The organism is Alkalibaculum bacchi (assembly GCF_937875145.1).
Lineage (GTDB): Bacteria > Bacillota > Clostridia > Eubacteriales > Alkalibacteraceae > Alkalibaculum > Alkalibaculum bacchi_A.
This window is the reverse complement of the sequence record NZ_CALNCS010000171.1, coordinates 1-17,401: the sequence shown is the minus strand read 5'-3', so window position 1 is coordinate 17,401 and position 17,401 is coordinate 1. Positions and strand designations below refer to the sequence as shown.

The following is a 17,401-nucleotide window of genomic DNA, read 5'->3' as shown; positions in this document are numbered from 1 at the left end:
GGAGTTCAGACGTGTGCTCTTCCGATCTTTCTTCCTGTAGTATTTTATCGAGCTTATTCACCATAATAATCACCTCCAAATGACTCTTTCAATATCTTTATTCCTACATTTATTCTAGATTTTACTGTCCCAAGTGGTATTTTTAATAATTGAGATATTGTCTTATAATCTAAATCAAGAAAATACCTAAGTCGTATTACCTCTTGATGCTTATAGCTTAATTTATTTAAATACATTTCTAAGTCCAATCTATTTTCACTATTATACGCGTCAATTGTTTCAGCTTTTATTTCTTCTATAGAGATGACCTTTCTATTTTTCTTGTGTCTTCGTTTTACAATATTGACTAGAATCGTTTTACTCCATGTATAAAAAGAGTCATTGTTTTTTAATTGGTCTATTTTTTGATAAACAAGCAAAATCATCTCCTGCATTGCATCCATTGCATCCTCTTTATTTTGAGTATATACATAAGCTAATCTGTAATATGAATCTTTTTGTACCATAATCAATTGAACTAGTGCATCTTTGTTTCCTTCCTTTGCTTGCCCTACAAGTCCATTAATATCCACCTTATCACCACCTTACATACCTTAGAGCTTTCGCCCATCAAAAAAGTTCATTTTTTATTTCCCATTATCTTTTATGATTTTTTTAGCCTGAATAACAAATACTACTTAATGTACAAAAGAATACAAATTTTTAAAAGATTCATGTACTTGAAATGGAGGTGATATTCATAAAAATCCTATTGATCTTAATTGCATCATCTTTAGTATTCATCATCATCTTGCTATTCAAAATCGTATTGCATATTAGATTAAAATATCACTCAAATGAAAGCAATATTAATATAGATTTAGTTTGGTTGGAACCTTTTTTCAAAGCTTTTATTACCATTGAAGACCTAGATATTTACTTAAAACTGTATCTATTTAATAAACTAAATCAAGGTCTTATTGGAAAACCAATTGTTCACGAAAATAAAACCTTTATGCCTATTGTTTCGGTCACCCTTGGATATGGTAGTGGTAACATCGCTAGTAAGACTCAGCCTATACCTTCATCTGTATCAGGAAAAATGTCAGGTGGTGCTCTCGGTTTAGGAGCAAAACTTTGCACTGATGCCGTTCTTATGATTGATAAAGACAAGGTATCTATGATTCCAGTAAATAGTGCCTCTACAAGTCAACTTATGGATAAAATTCCACAAATGGTTTCAAGCATGGGCCAAGGAAAACAAGGTCAACAGGCCCAACAAGGACAGCAACCACAGCAAGGACAGTCTAGCCAAAATCAGGGACAAAACACCCAAAAATAAAGATACAATTTATACCTATTCATTTAGGCAAAAGAAAGGGGCTATTACTCGATAGCCCCTTTAAAAATTTGATTATTTATTTTTATTTTTGTGATACATGTCTCGCCGCTATATAACCGTAAGCTATGGCTGGTCCAATAGTACCACCACCACCCCAATATGCATTTGCACTTGGCGCTGCTATACAGTTGCCTGCTCCATAAAGTCCTTCAATAGGTTCATTGTTCCAGTCAAGAACTTGAGCATTCGCATTTACTACAGGGCCTCCATTCGTGTCGAGTGTACTAGAGCCCAGAATTGCTGCAAAATAAGGCCCTTCCTCTGAAAGAGGATACATAGTGTAATTTTTATTCATGTCTTCAGGCCAGTTTACACCTGGTTTTGTAGGCTTGATAGAGCCCCATTCTCGGTCGTAATCATAATCTCCTCGGTGAAAATCAAGATCCTTACCTGTCCTTGCAAATTCATTAAAGCGCGAGAAGGTTTCCTTTAATCCTTCCCCAAAGGTCTCATCCAATCTGAAACTTCCTATATTAGGTGCCAAGTTTTCCACACGTTCTCTGATTTTCCGTGCAAGATCCTCTAAAGTGTCTCCCTCTATAAGATACTTTAAGTCTATTCCAGAGCTAACATAAGGTGGAAAACCTTCCCATAGTTCCACAGCTCTCTTATCAGCAATAAGAAACAAAAGTTGGTTCGTCCACTCAGCTTTGTTTTGATCCCAAGCAAAATGCACCATTCCACGGTCATTGTAATTTCTCTTTTCGTTGACAACTCGCTTTCCATATTTGTTTACTTCAAAAACGCTGTCACCAGCAATAAAAAAACAGTTGTTGGCTGCATTGGGATTATCCAGCTTATTTTCTAGCAAACATTGTGCTCGAAAGGCGCCTTGCATATTGCCAATTTTAGCTCCAACTTGAGAGGCCATGGGTACAAAATCACCTGTACATTCTGGAGCAGCACATCCACCATAGATAGGACCACGCTGAAAATTGCGCATCATATCGTCATTATGTGTGTATCCACCTGTACCAAAAATGACTGCTTTTCTAGCTTTGTACGTCTTTATTTCTTTGCCTGCTTTCACTTCGACGCCATAGACAACGCCATCATGATTTCTGCGAATTTTGGTAACTTCATGATGAGTGTTTACAGGTATCCCATGTCCCTTGGCATATTTTTTAAATCTCTCAATAAGCACAACGCCAAAACCCATATTGCCTTCATCGTTCTTCGGATACAAAATTCTTCCACGAATTCCCTTGTTCTCAGGTAAATTGCTTTGGTAATCAACAGGATTCTTACCTAGCCAGTTTATTTCTTCTGTAGACTCAAATACGCCTAGTCTCTCTAAGAACTCGATGGCAGTATTTCCATTTTCACAAAACGCTTCTATTAAACTATACTTATGCTCAGGTAGACCATGATATTTAGCATTCTCATTATAAAGCTCAGGATAGGACTGACGGCACATATAACGGATTGCATCTTCTTTATTATCCTTTATTCCCTTAGCTTTTTGATGACGGTTCATAGGGGTCCAGAAACCACCACCTGAACGCCTCGTCGTCCCACCGATAATACCGCTTTTTTCTAACATGATAACGGAATTCCCCTCATTTGCTGCTGTTATTGCTGCTGCAAATGCTGCCGCACCAGTTCCTACAACTAATACATCTGCTTCCGTTTCATCTGTCGTATTGGGTTTATTGGGATCTGGAATGGGTTTGGGATTCGTCAAGTCAACAAAAATGTCTTGTGGTGCCCAGCAACGAGGGCAAAGAAGAGGAGGCTCATCTCCTTCGTAAATATACAAACAGACAGTGCATTGCCAAAGTTTTTTTCCATTAGGGCCATAAGCATTAAGCTTCTCATATCTTTCTGTATTTTCCGTTTCAACCTCTTCAAACATATCTGATTTTGCGCCACAAACTGGGCATTCTTCAGGGGGCTCTGCTCCTTCGTGTATATAACCACATACTTTACAACGCCACCTAGGTGACTTCTTTTCACTTTGAATATCTTGAGCTTTTTCCATTAATTCAAATTGATTTGCTAACGCTCCACAGATAGGGCATTCTTCAGGAGGATTATCTCCTACATGTACATAACCGCATACTAAGCACTTCCATTGTTTCATGGTGTAACTCCTCTCCATTCTGTAATATAATATACGATAATAAACTTACCTATTATTCTAGACATTTGCACAAGCTATATGGCCAGTATAGATACTTCATACAAATTATCTACTATATATGTACATACCCATATTTATTCTAAAATACTCAATTAACTTTAATTAATAAAACTCTACTCCTCTTTCTATACAAAAAAAATGACCGCATTTTGGCGTTTAGCTACTAACTATTAGCATTCGGTCCTACAAGTCAAAATTTAACTGCATATAAAGATAACTTAAATAGTGGTTAAGTCTAAAAGTAGAATTCTCTTACTAAATAAAACAATACCACAACCATTAAAAATTGTGATATTGTTTATAATTATTATAGATTATCTAAACAAGTAGTAAACCTTCATTGTCTAGTATCTTTATCTTTCTTCCCTTTTGCTTAATATACCTTAGTTCTTCAAACTCTGTTAGCTTTCTGCTAATGGTCTCTGGAGTCGTTCCTAAATAAGATGCTAAATCTTTTTTACTCATAGGTAAAGCGAATTCAGTCCCTTCCTGTTGATCTTCTACGCATTCCATTAAAAACTGAGCGATTCTTGTATCCACTTTTTCTGTAGAAATTCGAGTAGTTTGTTTTTCGGAATCCTCTAAACGCTTTGAAAATTCCGATAATAGCTTTAATGAAATAGAAGGAAACTTTCGTAAAAGTTCTTGTAAATCTGTCCGAGTAATCATACAAACTTCCGTGTCCTTCATAGCTTCAGCATATGATTCGTGAATGGATTCACTAAACACTGCTAACTCTCCTGTAAAATCTCCTGCAGTTAAAATGCGCACCAGTTGCTCTTTTCCCATTTCGGATAAGCGGTAAATCTTAATTTTACCTTTACTTACGATGTAAAGGGAATCGGATTTATCTCCCGGTTTATAGATGATTTCACCTTTTTTATATGAGTTTGAGCGAATCACCTTTGAGATTACGTTCATTTGTTCTCCATCTAAATGATTGAAAATAGGAACTAAAGAAACACAAGATTCGTGCATCTCCCCTCCATTACAATGGTGATTGCAATTTGACGATTCTTTTTTTTCTGAGTGGCAAGAAACACTTTCCTTTTTTTGCATTATATCCTCCTTCCCTTTACTCTCATTCTACTTTAAAGAAAGATTTTTTCCAAATTCTTTTTATATACTAGGATTCAATTTCTCTTGTCTCTTAATACAAATAAATTAAGTATCACTCCCACCTCTAAATTCCACTAAAAAATATATGTATAGCTATATTCTTATATATTTTCTGGATACCTTTCTTTTGTCACATATACAGTTCTTTTTATTAACTTCCTTAACACTTCAATATTGATATCCGATAATTTATTGACATACACACACGCTTTCCCAGCAGTAAACTTACCTAGATCTTTTATTTGCTCTTCAATCTCTTCATCTTCTAGTGCTAAATACAAACTAAACTTTGCTTTACGTGGTGAAAATCCTACTAACATGGCATCCCCCTCATGTCCTGAAGTATATTTATAGTGGTATGACCCAAATCCGATCATACTATCGCCCCACATTTTGGCCTCTAATCCTGTAGCTTCTGTAAATATGTCTAGTAATCTATACGCATCTTCTCTCTTTTTTGCATTTTCAACCTTTTCTATAAATTCTTTGACATTATTGTCATTTTCTTTTGTTTTAAGTTTATACATATCAAAATCCCACCTTTCATACATATATATAGGATAATATTGCAAAATTCAAACACCTTTATAATCTCATTCTATTATTCACCTTCAGATCTTTGAGTATAGGTCTATTAAGTTAAAAATAATCTTTTACTGGAACTTATTTATTTTACTGTAGTGGATAATTAAGCATCTTAAGGATGCTTAATTTATTTTTTTAAAAATCATTTAATTTTCTTAGAATGATCGATATACACTCCCTTAACGAAAAACAAACCTCTCTTAGCATTCTAGAATAATTTATCATCCATTGTATTAAAATACACAAATTGATATAATAATGTAAAATATTAAAAGATTTCAATAACGGTCTCACTAATATTAAAGGAGAATTGTCATGAAAAAAAAGCTACTTATTTTTGTAATTCTAATTGTCATCGCAATTGTCTTATACGTAAACTATTCGAAAAAATACACTGGTGAACCTGATCGAACGGGTTCCTGGTCACAAATCAATCAGATTGTCAAAAGAGATCAAAACTGGCGTCAATTCGTAGACAATAGCTCGTTTCAATTAGGAGAAAGAAAGGTAAAAGGAAGTTGGAGCACAAATGATGAGGAAGAAAAATACTACGAAATAAAGTATGGAACGTATCCTAGTTTAGATGGTTCAACTGTTGCTGTTCCTATGGCAATCGAATTTGCGAGACAGCACTTAGGTTTGTCTGATCAAGACGCAAATGATTTTGTGGCCTTTAATACAACCCACATAGCCTACGAAAATTTAATTTTATCTACGCCAAATCATTTAGGCATGATTCGTTCTACGAATACATTTATGGAAGAAAATCACCCTGTAGATTTGATTTTGGCTACAGAACCTTCTCAGGATGAATTACAACTCGCCCAAGAAAACAATATCCAATTGATTACTCGCCCTATATGTTATGATGCTTTTGTTTTTATTACTCATAAGGATAATCCTATAGAAAGTTTGACTGTAGAACAAATTCAAGGCATCTATTCTGGTGAGATTACCAACTGGAGTCAAGTAGGCGGTAATGACGAAAAAATTGCTGCTTATCAAAGAGAGCAAAACTCTGGGAGCCAAACGGCCATGGAAAATCTAGTCATGAAAGGAAAAACAATGCTCCCACCTAATAAAATTAAAGTGATCCAAGGGATGGGAGAATTAGTAGAAGTCGTTGGAGAATATGAAAACAACAAATCAAGTATTGGGTATACTTATCAGTATTATATTAATACTTTGTACAAAAATGAGGATATCAAAGTATTAAAAATAAACAATATTTCTTCCCAATCAGATAATCTAAAAAATGGTTCTTACCCCTTTACTACCAATTATTATGGTGTTATAAGAAGTGACGATAAAGAGGGTACAGCAGGACAATTCTTAGAATGGATACTCAGTGAAGAAGGTCAAAGATCCATCGAACAAGCAGGCTATATTCCTATGAGATGATTTATAAAAGATAGCTTTATTCGCTCCATTCTTCTCATTATTCATGTAATGTACTACTAAATTAAAAGGGTACTTTTAGCTGATTGAAATGTACCAAAAAGCATATACTATTGTAGACGCTCATAAATAGCAAAAGAGATTGCTTAATCGTTTATAATAGAAGGAGTCCTGAATATGCTAAACGAAAAATTACTAGAGGTCCTATCTCACCCATCTGACGGCATAGTGGCTATTGTTACACAGGGTAAAGATGAACCTCATGTGGTAAATACATGGAACAGCTATATCTATGTAACCGAAGACGATAAACTCTTAATTCCCTCTGCTGGGATGTCTAAAACCGAAAAGAATATTGAAGCAAATTCTAAAATCAAATTAACTATTGGAAGTCGAGAAGTTCAAGGAAAAATGTACAAAGGCACAGGTTTTTTAATTACTGGAACTGGAAATTTTATAAAGAGCGGTGCTAATTTTGATCTGACGAAAGAAAAATTTGAATGGGCAAGAGCTGCTTTAGAAATAACTGTTGAAAGTACTACTCAAACCATCTAAAGAATTTCAAAGTGTAAGATTAAAACACCTCGCTTTTAAGGCGAGGTATTTGCTTTTAAAAGGAATTACTACATAGATTTGTTTTTGTCGATGAACATGTTTTGTTTATTTCTTCTACTGATAATTTCCCTTCTCTTTGAAGAATAATATTGTAGCAACCATATTCCTGTGGAATAGTAAAGAGTTGTTCTAAGGGGATATTTAATATATTGCATAAGATCATGCGATTTACACCTGCATGGGCTACAATTAGAAGATTACCTTGGGTACTTGATATGATTTCATTAAAAGCTTTCATGACTCTACTGCTGCATTCTAAAAAACTTTCTCCACCTGGTATACAGTAATTGATAATATCCTTTCCCCGTTTGTCAAATTCTTGTGGATAGTTCTTTTTTACTTCTTCAAAACATAAACCTTCCCAATCGCCTAAATGAATTTCATTGAGATTTTTTACAATGATAGGTTTCATATTATGGCCTTCTGCGATGATTTTAGCCGTGGTCTTTGTTCTTAATAAATCACTACAATAAATCTTGGTAAAGAGCATGTCTTTAAAAATAAGAGCTAGTCTTTCTGCTTGATTTATCCCCTTTTCATTTAATTTTATATCTAGTTGGCCTATGTATGTTTTTTTATCCTGTAAAATATTTAAAGCCCCATGTCTAGCAAGGTAAACTCTTCTTTCCATATGAAATTTCTCCTTCACAGATTCTAACCCCTCAAATCCTTTACCTTCCTTTTGTGCATACCATCAGACTGGTCAAGGCTTATAAATTTATTCTTAATATCTAAAACAAGTTTTTTCTTTTCAATCCGTTCTCCAAAGGTTGCTGAAGATAACAGTTTATTAGAAATCGCATTGTTTAAGCAGTCGCCTGTAGAAAATGGGGAACTTATATTAATGCTTAAGCACTCTTTGTTTCCTAATTTTGTTAAATAAGCATCGTAATTAATAACCTCTTCAATAGAAAACAAAATTTCATCTAGTTGAGTAATCGTCAGAATCTTTTCACTTTCTAATTTTATGCATTCCTCTATTCGGTACAAAACTTTATCTAATCTCTTTAAAGGGGAGCCACAAGGGCAAGGTTCTTCTATTATTCTACTAATATCTCCTGTAAGATAGCGAATCAGGGGCATACCCTTTCTTGTAAGCGTAGTAAATACTACTTCTCCATATTGTCCATTTGGCACAGGAAGTCTTGTTGTAGGATCTACGACTTCAAAGTATAAATCTGCTTCTCTTACATGATAACCCTCAAAGGCATCGCAAGCTACTCCACCACCTAGTCCCATTTCAGTCATGCCATAGTGTTCATATACCTGACAATTCCACACCTTTTTCAACTCATCTATGATTGAATTTGGTACGTAATCTGCACTTAATAAAATACTTTTAAGAGAAATAGGGTCTGTATTTTTATTATATTTGTAGTATTTCGCTAAAGCAAAAACTTGCTGAGGAAGACCTACAAGAGAGTTTATATTTTTTTCGGTTATAATTTTAAGTACCTCATTTACATTATCTACTGGACCGTATATGTAGCTTTCTACTCCTAATCGTTCTAAACCCTTTTTTAACAAATCTCCTACGCTTCCAGGTTTCTGTCCCGGCATAAGGATTAGTACTTTATCTCCTGGCTCTACTAAAGTCGCCATTCCATTATGAAAAAAATCTATTGTTAAATCCTGATCTTCTTTTGTAAAAAAAATTCTCTTTGGCTGGGATGTGGTTCCAGAGGTTTGTAGTGTAACAATACGATTTATCTCATTTTGAGATACGCATATAAAACGAGTTCCTTGCTCTTTAATATCTTCTGATGTTGTAAATGGAAGAGTAGATATATCGTTTAAGCTAGATATTTCCTCTAGATTTACATCTTTGAGCAATTTATTGTAAAACTTACTTTTTTCCTTGACGTACTGTAGTGTGTCTCGTAATTTTTTTAACTGATAAGATTCAAGGTCTTCAATCTTTAGTTCCTCTTTTGAAACTTGCCCAATCTTCTCTTTAATCCAACTATCTAAAGATGTTCTTTTCATGATTTCCTCCTGTATAAAGATTTCCCTCTTACCATTCTACTACGCATTTATTGATAATTTTACCACAATATGTAACCAAAGTCATTGTGTTTATAACTTACATACTATAATACTTACTTATTTTACTGTATATAAAAATAGATATAATTTACTAAATACGGTACTCATTTTCTATGTTTTTTATGATACGATTAAATCAAAAAAACAGCTTAGAAAATGGCTCTCTAAGCTGTTTTAGATGTCTAATTTATTCTAAATATTGTATTGTCTAGGCAGTAGTCAATTATTTCGTCAATTTGTCAATAATGGTCATAATCTCTTCAATTTTCTCACGTTGCTCGCCTGTTTCAAAGGCTTCCTGTACACAACTTCCTAAGTGGTCGTGAAGGACTTCTCTGTTGATATTTCGCAAAATAGCTTGCGCTGCCATCAGCTGATTAGAGATATCAATACAATATCGGTCTTCTTCAACCATCTTTAAGATTCCATCTATCTGACCTCTTGCAGTTTTTAAAAGACGAGTCACTTTTGTTTTGTCAGATTTCATATTTGTTCTCCTTTTTTAGTTTGTTAATGTTTTTAGCCAAATAAACCCTTCTTTTCTTTAATAGAAACAGCCTCTAAGTTTACTTCTTCTAATGCATCCTTAAATACTTGATCCTCTACATTTTTTGCTAGTTGTACCACCGCATTATTCTTTTTAAGGTTTACTTTTGCCTCTACGCCATCTATGCTATTTAATGCTTTTGTGGCTCTTGCAACACAATGTTCGCAACTCATTCCCTTAATCTCTATAATCTTTTTCATAATTTACCTCTCCTATTTATTTATTTTACATTTACGTGTTTTGGTTTAAATAATTTTAATCTTAAGGCATTTGATACAACAAATACAGAACTCACACTCATTGCCGCTGCCCCAAACATTGGGTTTAGCTTCCAACCTAAGGCTGTATAGAACACTCCTGCTGCTAGTGGTATTCCTAAGGTATTGTAGAAGAATGCCCAAAATAGATTTTCTTTGATGTTTTTAATAGTAGCTTTACTTAATTGAACAGCTGTAACTGCATCTAGTAAGTCGCTTTTCATTAGTACAATGTCTGCTGATTCAATCGCAATATCTGTACCTGCTCCAATAGCAACACCTACATCTGCTCTCGCCAAAGCAGGAGCATCGTTGATTCCATCCCCGACCATTGCAACTTTTTTTCCATTTTCTTGTATGCTTCTTATTTCTCTTTCTTTGTCTTGTGGTAATACTTCTGCAACTACTCGGTCGATGTGCAATTGATTTTTAATAGCTTCTGCTGTTTTTTGATTATCACCTGTAAGCATTACTACGTCAATTCCCATAGCTTTAAATTGCTCAATGGCATCACGGCTTGTAGGTTTGACTACATCTGCTACAGCAATAATTCCTAAAAGCATTTGACTATCTGCAAAGTACAAAGGAGTCTTACCCTCCATAGCAAAGCTATCTGAGGTCTCTTGGAAGGTGCTTACATCTATATTTTTCTCTCTCATTAAGGCTAAATTACCTGCAATATACTCTTTTTCATCAATTTTACCAACGATACCTCTTCCAGAAATGGCCTCAAATTCAGTAACATCTTTTGCTAGTATGCCCTCTTCTTTTGACCTTTCAACAATGGCTTCAGCTAGGGGATGTTCTGAAGGTTTTTCTAGTGATGCTGCAATTTGCAGTAGATTTTTTTCTGTTTCTTCATTCATAGTTATAATATCCGTAACCACTGGCTTACCTTCTGTAATGGTGCCTGTTTTATCTAATACAACCGTATTAATTGTGTGAAGAATTTCTAAAGATTCTGCAGATTTAATCAATATTCCATTTGATGCACCTTTACCTGTTCCAACCATAATGGCAACTGGTGTGGCTAAACCTAAAGCACATGGACAAGATATGACTAATATGGAAATCCCTATAGACAAGGCAAATTCAAAGGATTGCCCTAAAAGTAACCACACAATAGTGGCTACAATAGCTATAGCAATTACTACAGGAACGAAGATTCCACTAATCTTATCCGCCAATTTTGAAATAGGTGCTTTAGATGAACTTGCATCTTCTACTAGTTCAATAATCTGTGCTAATGTAGTGTCATCGCCAACTTTTTCAGCTTTAAATTTGAAAAATCCTGTTTTGTTTATAGTAGCAGCTATGACCTTATCTCCAACGTTTTTCTCTACAGGGATACTCTCTCCTGTTAAAGCAGATTGGTCTATCGCTGTACTTCCTTCAATAACCACTCCATCTACTGGAATGCTCTGACCTGGTCTTACTACTATAATATCCTCTATTACTACGTCTTCTACGGGAATTTCAGTCTCTTGACCATCGCGAATAACAGCTGCTGTTTTTGGTGCAAGATCTAATAACTTAGAAATAGCTTCAGAAGTCTTTCCTTTAGCTCTCGTCTCTAATAATTTACCAAGTGTAATCAACGCTAAGATCATTGCTGCAGACTCAAAATATAAATCCATAGTATATTGATGTACTAAGTGTAAATCATTATGTCCTAAACCATATCCAATTCTAAAAATAGCATAGACCCCATACACTAATGCTGCTCCTGAGCCTATAGCAATCAGTGAATCCATATTAGGTGTACCATGAAATAAGCTTTTAAAGCCAACTCGGTAGTACTTGCGATTGACGTACACAATAGGTAGTGTTAGCAGGAATTGTATAAACGCAAAGGTAATAGCATTTTCAGGTCCCATTAGCCAATCTGGTTGAGGAAGACCCAACATATGCCCCATAGACACGTACATTAATGGAATTAGCAAGACAAAGGAGATAATAACACGTTGCTTCATTTCTTTTATTTCCTCTTCTACGGGGTTTATAGCCTTTTCTTTTTGATTTTCAGCACTTGCTCCACGCACAAATATAGAAGCTCCATATCCGGCGTGTTCAACAGCCTTGATGATTTCTGTTTTGTCTATATGGACATCATCATAATCCACAGTCATACTATTTGAAAGTAGATTTACTTCTACAGAATTGACCCCATCCAGTTTTTTTACTGTCTTTTCCACATTTGCCGAACAAGCGGAACAAGTCATGCCCGTTACATTAAACTTTTGGTTCATATTTTCACCTCATTATCATTTATATAACTATACCCCTAGGGGGGTGTCTGTGATTATAGATTACATGACCTACTTTATTTTGTCAAGAACTTTTATATATATACCAAAACACACGAGGATTTAATCACTCGTGTGTTTTATATATTTTAAGTTCATCTTCTACAACAATACGGCATCAATTAACTTCTTCGTATACTCTTCCTTAGGATTCATGATTACTTGGTCGACTGTTCCTTCTTCGACAATTTGACCTTGATACATGACCAGTACCCTATCACAAAACTGCTGTACTAATGCGATATCGTGGCTAATAAAAAGATAAGACATACTTTGTTCTTTTTTTAGTTTATCTAACAATTCAATGATCTGCTTTTGCACTGTTACATCTAAAGCGCTGGTGACTTCATCACAAATTAAGAGGTCAGGGCTTGTCATGATAGCTCTTGCAATGGCTGCCCTTTGGCATTCACCCCCACTAACTTCATGTGGATATTTCAAAGCGTATTCTCTTGGTATACCAACCAAATCTAAGAACCCATACATCCGCAGCTTTGCATCTGATTTAGAGATTCCTTGATTGAGCATTCCTTCTATAATGCTAGATCCTAGTTTAATTCTTGGATTAAAGGAATCTACAGGCATTTGAAAAATCAATTGCATGTTTTTGTACAGTTTCTTCCGTTCTTTCCGTGTTAAACCTGTAATGTCTTTGCCTTTAAAATAAATACTTCCATTATCTGGTCTTTCTAAACAGGTTATTATTTTAGCTACAGTACTCTTGCCAGAACCGCTTTCACCTACAATACCTAAACATTCTCCTTCTTTCATTGTAAAAGAAACATCATCAAGAGCCTTGTGGAGAGTATTCTTCTTCGTAAAGGTTTTACTTATGTCTTTTAATTCCAATATTGTATTCAACCATTTTCCCTCCTGATTCTAGGTACTGCTTCGATAAGATTTTTTGTATACTCTTCTTGGGGATGAAAAACAATTTGGTCTTTCGTTCCGTATTCAACAATATTTCCCTCTTTCATTACTACAACGGTATCTGCCATATAAGAAATAACACCGATATTATGGCTGACAATCACGATTGCCGTACCATATTCATCCCGCATTTTCATCATTTCTCGGATTACCTGCAATTGTATGGTCACATCTAAAGCAGAGGTTGGTTCGTCTGCAAAAAGGAGGGATGGCTTTAAAAGCATGCCCATCATTATTCCTACCCGTTGGTTCATTCCTCCAGACAGTTCAAAGGGATAACTTTTTAAAATTCGATTTCCATCCTTAAAGTTTAATTTATCTAAAAGCGCTAATCCTTTAGACTTCGCTTCTTCTTTCGTAATCTTTTTGTGTTGACTCATACTTTCATATAATTGATCGCCAATAGTACGAACTGGGCAAAGAGCACTTTCAGAATTTTGAAAAATCATTCCCATTTCATAGCCTCGAATATTTTGAAACTCTTGAGAATTATAATCTAAGATATTTTCACCTTTATAATAAACATGACCTTTTGTTACAGCTCCAGTAGGTCCCAGTAGGCCCATAGCAGCTTTTATCAACGTGCTCTTTCCACTTCCTGATTCACCAACGATTCCTAAGATTTCACCTTCTTTTACCTGAAAGCTTATATCCCTTACATAAGGCCGAGCATTATAGCTGATTTCCACATTCTTCATAGCAAGTAATATTTCTCTCATTTGATCATCTCCAAGGCATCTAATACTTTTAATTGCTTGATTTATTCTGCATGAATAAATACGAATACTCCCACTTAAAGCTTTCAGAGGGGAGGAGAAAGCTAAGTGGGAGATTAGGTGTCTGTAAACACGGACTTCGTTTACTGTATCTCTAAGTTTGCTGTGATTTCATAATAATCTGAAGGATGTGCTTCAAACCCTGTTATATTTGACTTCATTACAAAGGACATCTGTAGATGAGATGCAAATATAAAGCTCACATCGTCAAGGATAATCTGCTGCATTTGAACTGCTAAATCGGAACGCTTATCCTTATTGAATTCGTTTCTCAACTCTCCTGCTTGTTTTTCTAGTTCCTCATTGTAATAGCCACCTCGATTTTTAGCAGATGATTTTAAGCTGTGAGTTGTAAAAAAGTACTCTGGGTCTCCTGTTGGAGCTGTAACAAAAGCACTTGCATAGATATCCCAATTGCCGGATTCAAGAAAATCTCTATGATTCTCAGTAGAGTTTACTTTAACGTCTATTCCAATTTCTTTTAGAGTTGCCTGTACGGATTCTGCTAAGAGTGGTAATTCTTGGCGTCCTGGATATGTAAGCCATCTAATAGTCAAATTTTTTCCGCCCTTGTCCACAAAACCGTCATTATTAGTGTCTTTCCATCTCGCTTCCTCTAATAGCTGTTTCGCAGCATCAACATCATAAGTAGGCCCTTTAACTGCTTCATTTCCAAATTTAAAATTAGATGGGAATACTCCTACAGCTGGTGAACCCTTGCCATTTAAAAGCACTTCCGTAAAGCCTTCCTTGTCAATACCCATGGCAATGGCCTTTCTTACATTAATATCCTGTAATGCTGGTGTAGCAAAGTTTAATTGTGCAAAAAATGCACGAGAAGTATTGGTTGAACTTATTTTATAATCGTTATTATCTTCAAACAATGAATAGCTCGCATATGGTAGCCCCTGAGTTGCATCAATTTCTCCTGATTGAAGAGCCATAGTAAGGGTATCTCCATCTGTAATAGCCTTTACATTTACACGATCTACCTTTACCTCTCCCCCCCAATATTTTTCATTCTTCACTAAATTAATTTCAGTATCAGAAACTTTTTCTGCAATATAAGGACCTGTTCCTGCTACATTACGATCTTCTGTAACGCCATATTCCATATCGATGATGGCCCCATATGGATCACTTAAATAATTAAGTAGCGCTGGTACTTTTTCTTCAGAAACGATAGTGATAGATTGACCATCAGCAGTGATCTCCTTGATTTTTAAGTCACCTGGAGCACGATCGTGAACTGCTATAAGATTGTCGAGACATTCCTTTACAGCTTGTCCGTCCATTTTTCTACCACTTGAAAAGTTTACATCATCTCGAAGATTAATCTTAACTGTATACTCATCAATCTGCTCATAGTCTGTAGCAAGCCAAGGTTCAATTTGCATGGATTCATTAAATTTAAACAAGGTCTCACCTACACCATAACGAACAGACGACCAACCCGAATAATCGGAGTGAGGATTTAATCCTGAATTTCCCATTTCAGGTCCATAAGCTGTTGTACCATAATTAAATACTATCTTTTGAGGCTTTTCACTAACTTCCCCATTATTTGAAGATTGTCCACATCCTGTAAACAAAGTTACTGTCACAATAGTAATTAATAATAGGAGCATAATTCTTCTAATTATTTTCATTTTATTAACTCTCTCTTTCATGTATTTGAAAATTAGTGAGGATTTACCCTTCGTAGCAGAATGAAAACTTATATCAGAAGTTCCATTATGATTTTTGGGATCTAAAACATCTCGTATGGTATCTCCTAGTAAATTAAAAATTGTTACGGAAACAAAAATAGCAAAACCTGGTGCGAATATAACCCAAGGTGAAGTTTGTATCATGCTGCGCCCATTGCTCATCATTGACCCCCATTCTGCCATTGGAGGCATTGCTCCAAGACCTAAAAAGGATAATCCAGCTAGTTCCATAATCATTGTACCCAAATCTAATGTAGCTGTTATTAATATGGGAGCAAAAATATTCGGTAGAATTTGCTTAAAAATAATTTTGCCAAAACTACTATTAGATAGAATAGCGGCTTGAACATAAGGCATATTTTTTATAGTGAGTACTTGTCCTCTTGCCAGTCTTGCGTATTTAGGCCAAGAAATAACCGCCAGAGCAATAACTGCATTCATAATACCTCCACCTAAAACACCTGCTACTGCAATGGCAAATACCATTCCAGGAAAAGCTAAGAAAATATCAGAAATTCGCATAACAAAAGAATCAAATTTGCCACCTATATATCCACAAATGACTCCTACTAATGTGCCAAAAATCGAAATCATCCCTAATAATAATAAAGAAGAAAAAATAGTAGCTCTAGATCCCATTATTACCCGAGAAAGTATATCGCGACCATATCGATCTGTTCCAAAAATATGCTCTTTTCCTGGCGCCTGAAGTGCATTAGACAAATTCTGTGCATAGGGATCATAGGGAACAATCTTATGTGCAAAAAGAGCAACTAGTAGTAATGTCATGGCTAGGCAAATCAAGATCATTAACTTAAGTTTAACTGGGCCTCTGTATTTTTTTGTCCTGTATTGTTTTGTTCCATCTTTCTTTACAAAGCCCATTCTACTCCTCCTGATTTAGTCGAACTCTTGGGTCTAGGTAGTGGTATAAGATATCCGTTATTAAATTTACGAGTACATAAATAATAGCCATCCACACAACATAAGCTTGTATCATAGGATAATCACGCATCATAATGGAATCTACTGCTAATTTTCCTACACCATCCCACATAAAAATGGATTCGATAATAGCAGTACCTCCCAAGAGCGAACCAATTGATAAAGACAATAATGTAACCAAAGTAATCATAGATACCCTTAGCACACTAGCAAAGAGAATTGTCCTTTCTTTTACTCCCCTAGCTTTAGCTCCCATAACATAAGGTTTTCCTAATTCTTCTAAAACTGTTGTTCTCACTTGTCTCGTATATTTTGATGCCATAGAGATCGATAGAGTTAGTGTAGGTAGAACTAGACTTTTCCATTCATTATTCCCCATTACAGGCAACCACTTTAATTTCAACGAAAAGAAGTAAATTAGTAATAGGGATACAAAAAATCCTGGCAGTGAATTTCCAATAAAAGTAAAAAAACGAATACAATAATCTGTAAATCTATTATGTTTCACGGCTGATATAATGCCGAAGGGTATGGAAATAGCTATAGTAATAATAATGGATGAAAGAGTTAGTAAGATTGTAAAGGGCAATTTAGATACAAAGGTCTCAAATACCGGTCTCCCAGATACAAAAGACACGCCCATA

Annotated in this window: 16 protein-coding genes; 3 read left to right on the top strand and 13 right to left on the bottom strand. The window is 35.2% G+C overall.

All coding sequences use genetic code 11. From position 1 onward, the window contains the following. Positions 1–53 precede the first annotated feature (53 nt). Positions 54–572, bottom strand: a complete 519-nt coding sequence (locus tag Q7P22_RS10215; protein WP_303863831.1) for an RNA polymerase sigma factor — start codon at positions 570–572, stop codon at positions 54–56. A gap of 152 nt (positions 573–724) precedes the next feature. Here Q7P22_RS10215 and Q7P22_RS10210 point away from each other — a divergent pair, with 152 nt between their 5' ends. Beyond that, positions 725–1,321: a GerW family sporulation protein gene (locus Q7P22_RS10210; protein ID WP_303863829.1), complete on the top strand. Its 597-nt coding sequence runs from the start codon at positions 725–727 to the stop codon at positions 1,319–1,321. Between the two features lie 82 nt (positions 1,322–1,403). Here Q7P22_RS10210 and Q7P22_RS10205 read toward each other — a convergent pair whose 3' ends face one another. From Q7P22_RS10205 to Q7P22_RS10195, 3 genes are all read right to left on the bottom strand, one after another. Next, a complete protein-coding gene (locus Q7P22_RS10205) occupies positions 1,404–3,464 on the bottom strand; it encodes an FAD-dependent oxidoreductase (protein WP_303863828.1) in 2,061 nt (686 codons plus the stop codon). A gap of 378 nt (positions 3,465–3,842) precedes the next feature. After that, entirely contained in the window at positions 3,843–4,583 is a 741-nt protein-coding gene (locus tag Q7P22_RS10200) for a Crp/Fnr family transcriptional regulator (RefSeq protein WP_303863826.1), read from the bottom strand. Positions 4,584–4,744: 161 nt separating this feature from the next. Next, the gene (locus Q7P22_RS10195; protein ID WP_303863824.1) at positions 4,745–5,170 is read right to left on the bottom strand and encodes a DUF1801 domain-containing protein; all 426 of its coding nucleotides are present in this window, start codon (positions 5,168–5,170) and stop codon (positions 4,745–4,747) included. 373 nt (positions 5,171–5,543) lie between these two features. Between Q7P22_RS10195 and Q7P22_RS10190 the strand changes: the two genes are divergently transcribed. Together Q7P22_RS10190 and Q7P22_RS10185 are read left to right on the top strand one after the other, a co-directional pair. Continuing rightward, on the top strand, positions 5,544–6,629 hold the full coding sequence (locus tag Q7P22_RS10190) for a PstS family phosphate ABC transporter substrate-binding protein (RefSeq protein WP_303863822.1): 1,086 nt from the start codon (positions 5,544–5,546) through the stop codon (positions 6,627–6,629). Positions 6,630–6,803: 174 nt separating this feature from the next. Continuing rightward, a complete protein-coding gene (locus tag Q7P22_RS10185) occupies positions 6,804–7,181 on the top strand; it encodes a pyridoxamine 5'-phosphate oxidase family protein (protein WP_113920868.1) in 378 nt (125 codons plus the stop codon). A 55-nt stretch (positions 7,182–7,236) separates the two neighbouring features. Here the strand turns inward: Q7P22_RS10185 and cobC are convergent, their stop codons facing one another. The 9 genes from cobC to Q7P22_RS10140 all read right to left on the bottom strand — a co-directional run. After that, on the bottom strand, positions 7,237–7,872 hold the full coding sequence (gene cobC, locus Q7P22_RS10180) for an alpha-ribazole phosphatase (protein ID WP_303863819.1): 636 nt from the start codon (positions 7,870–7,872) through the stop codon (positions 7,237–7,239). A gap of 23 nt (positions 7,873–7,895) precedes the next feature. Further along, the gene (locus Q7P22_RS10175) at positions 7,896–9,227 is read right to left on the bottom strand and encodes a DVU_1553 family AMP-dependent CoA ligase (protein WP_303863817.1); all 1,332 of its coding nucleotides are present in this window, start codon (positions 9,225–9,227) and stop codon (positions 7,896–7,898) included. A gap of 283 nt (positions 9,228–9,510) precedes the next feature. Next, positions 9,511–9,774, bottom strand: a complete 264-nt coding sequence (locus tag Q7P22_RS10170) for a metal-sensing transcriptional repressor (RefSeq protein ID WP_303863815.1) — start codon at positions 9,772–9,774, stop codon at positions 9,511–9,513. A gap of 32 nt (positions 9,775–9,806) precedes the next feature. Then, positions 9,807–10,034 carry a heavy-metal-associated domain-containing protein gene (locus tag Q7P22_RS14990; protein ID WP_369695522.1) on the bottom strand — a complete coding sequence of 76 codons (228 nt, stop codon included), beginning with the start codon at positions 10,032–10,034 and terminating at the stop codon, positions 9,807–9,809. A gap of 20 nt (positions 10,035–10,054) precedes the next feature. After that, a complete protein-coding gene (locus Q7P22_RS10165; RefSeq protein WP_369695521.1) occupies positions 10,055–12,340 on the bottom strand; it encodes a heavy metal translocating P-type ATPase in 2,286 nt (761 codons plus the stop codon). A 159-nt stretch (positions 12,341–12,499) separates the two neighbouring features. Further along, positions 12,500–13,258 (bottom strand): ABC transporter ATP-binding protein, encoded by a 759-nt coding sequence (locus tag Q7P22_RS10160; RefSeq protein WP_113920874.1) that lies wholly within the window; start codon positions 13,256–13,258, stop codon positions 12,500–12,502. Further along, positions 13,255–14,046, bottom strand: coding sequence for an ABC transporter ATP-binding protein (locus Q7P22_RS10155; RefSeq protein ID WP_113920875.1), 792 nt, complete (start codon positions 14,044–14,046; stop codon positions 13,255–13,257). The genes Q7P22_RS10160 and Q7P22_RS10155 overlap by 4 nt, the downstream gene beginning before the upstream one ends. A 140-nt stretch (positions 14,047–14,186) precedes the next feature. Continuing rightward, positions 14,187–16,697, bottom strand: a complete 2,511-nt coding sequence (nikC, locus tag Q7P22_RS14985; protein ID WP_369695520.1) for a nickel transporter permease — start codon at positions 16,695–16,697, stop codon at positions 14,187–14,189. A 1-nt stretch (position 16,698) separates the two neighbouring features. Beyond that, positions 16,699–17,401 (bottom strand): ABC transporter permease (locus Q7P22_RS10140; RefSeq protein WP_303863811.1); only part of this gene is annotated, 703 nt, incomplete at its 5' end.